Genomic DNA, 292 nt, shown 5'->3' with positions numbered 1-292 from the left:
GGATGCGCCGATTTTTGAGATGAACCCGGATTTCGTACCCGAAGACGGTACTGGCTTGAATCCCTTGCTTCAGAATATCTGGATGGTCATTCACCCGCCGACGCTTTTCCTGGGATACGCGTCCACCTTGGTGCCTTTTGCCTTTCTGATGGGCGGGTTGGCGACCAAAAAATACACTGAATGGGTGCGGCCTGCTTTGCCGTGGGCACAGTTCTCGGCCATGATTTTGGGCATGGGCATCATCATGGGTGCTTATTGGGCTTATGTGACGCTGAACTTTGGCGGGTATTGG

1 protein-coding gene is annotated in these 292 nt (G+C 53.4%); it reads left to right on the top strand.

Annotated elements, in window-relative coordinates; translation table 11 throughout:
- Positions 1-292: cytochrome c biogenesis protein CcsA (gene ccsA / locus L0U88_RS20730; protein WP_234868780.1), on the top strand; the 292-nt coding region annotated here is incomplete at both ends.

The sequence above is a fragment of the Flavihumibacter fluminis genome (genome assembly GCF_021491375.1).
Taxonomy (GTDB): Bacteria; Bacteroidota; Bacteroidia; order Chitinophagales; family Chitinophagaceae; genus Flavihumibacter; species Flavihumibacter fluminis.
Note: the sequence above shows the minus strand (reverse complement) of the source record. Positions and strands in the feature narration are given on the sequence as shown.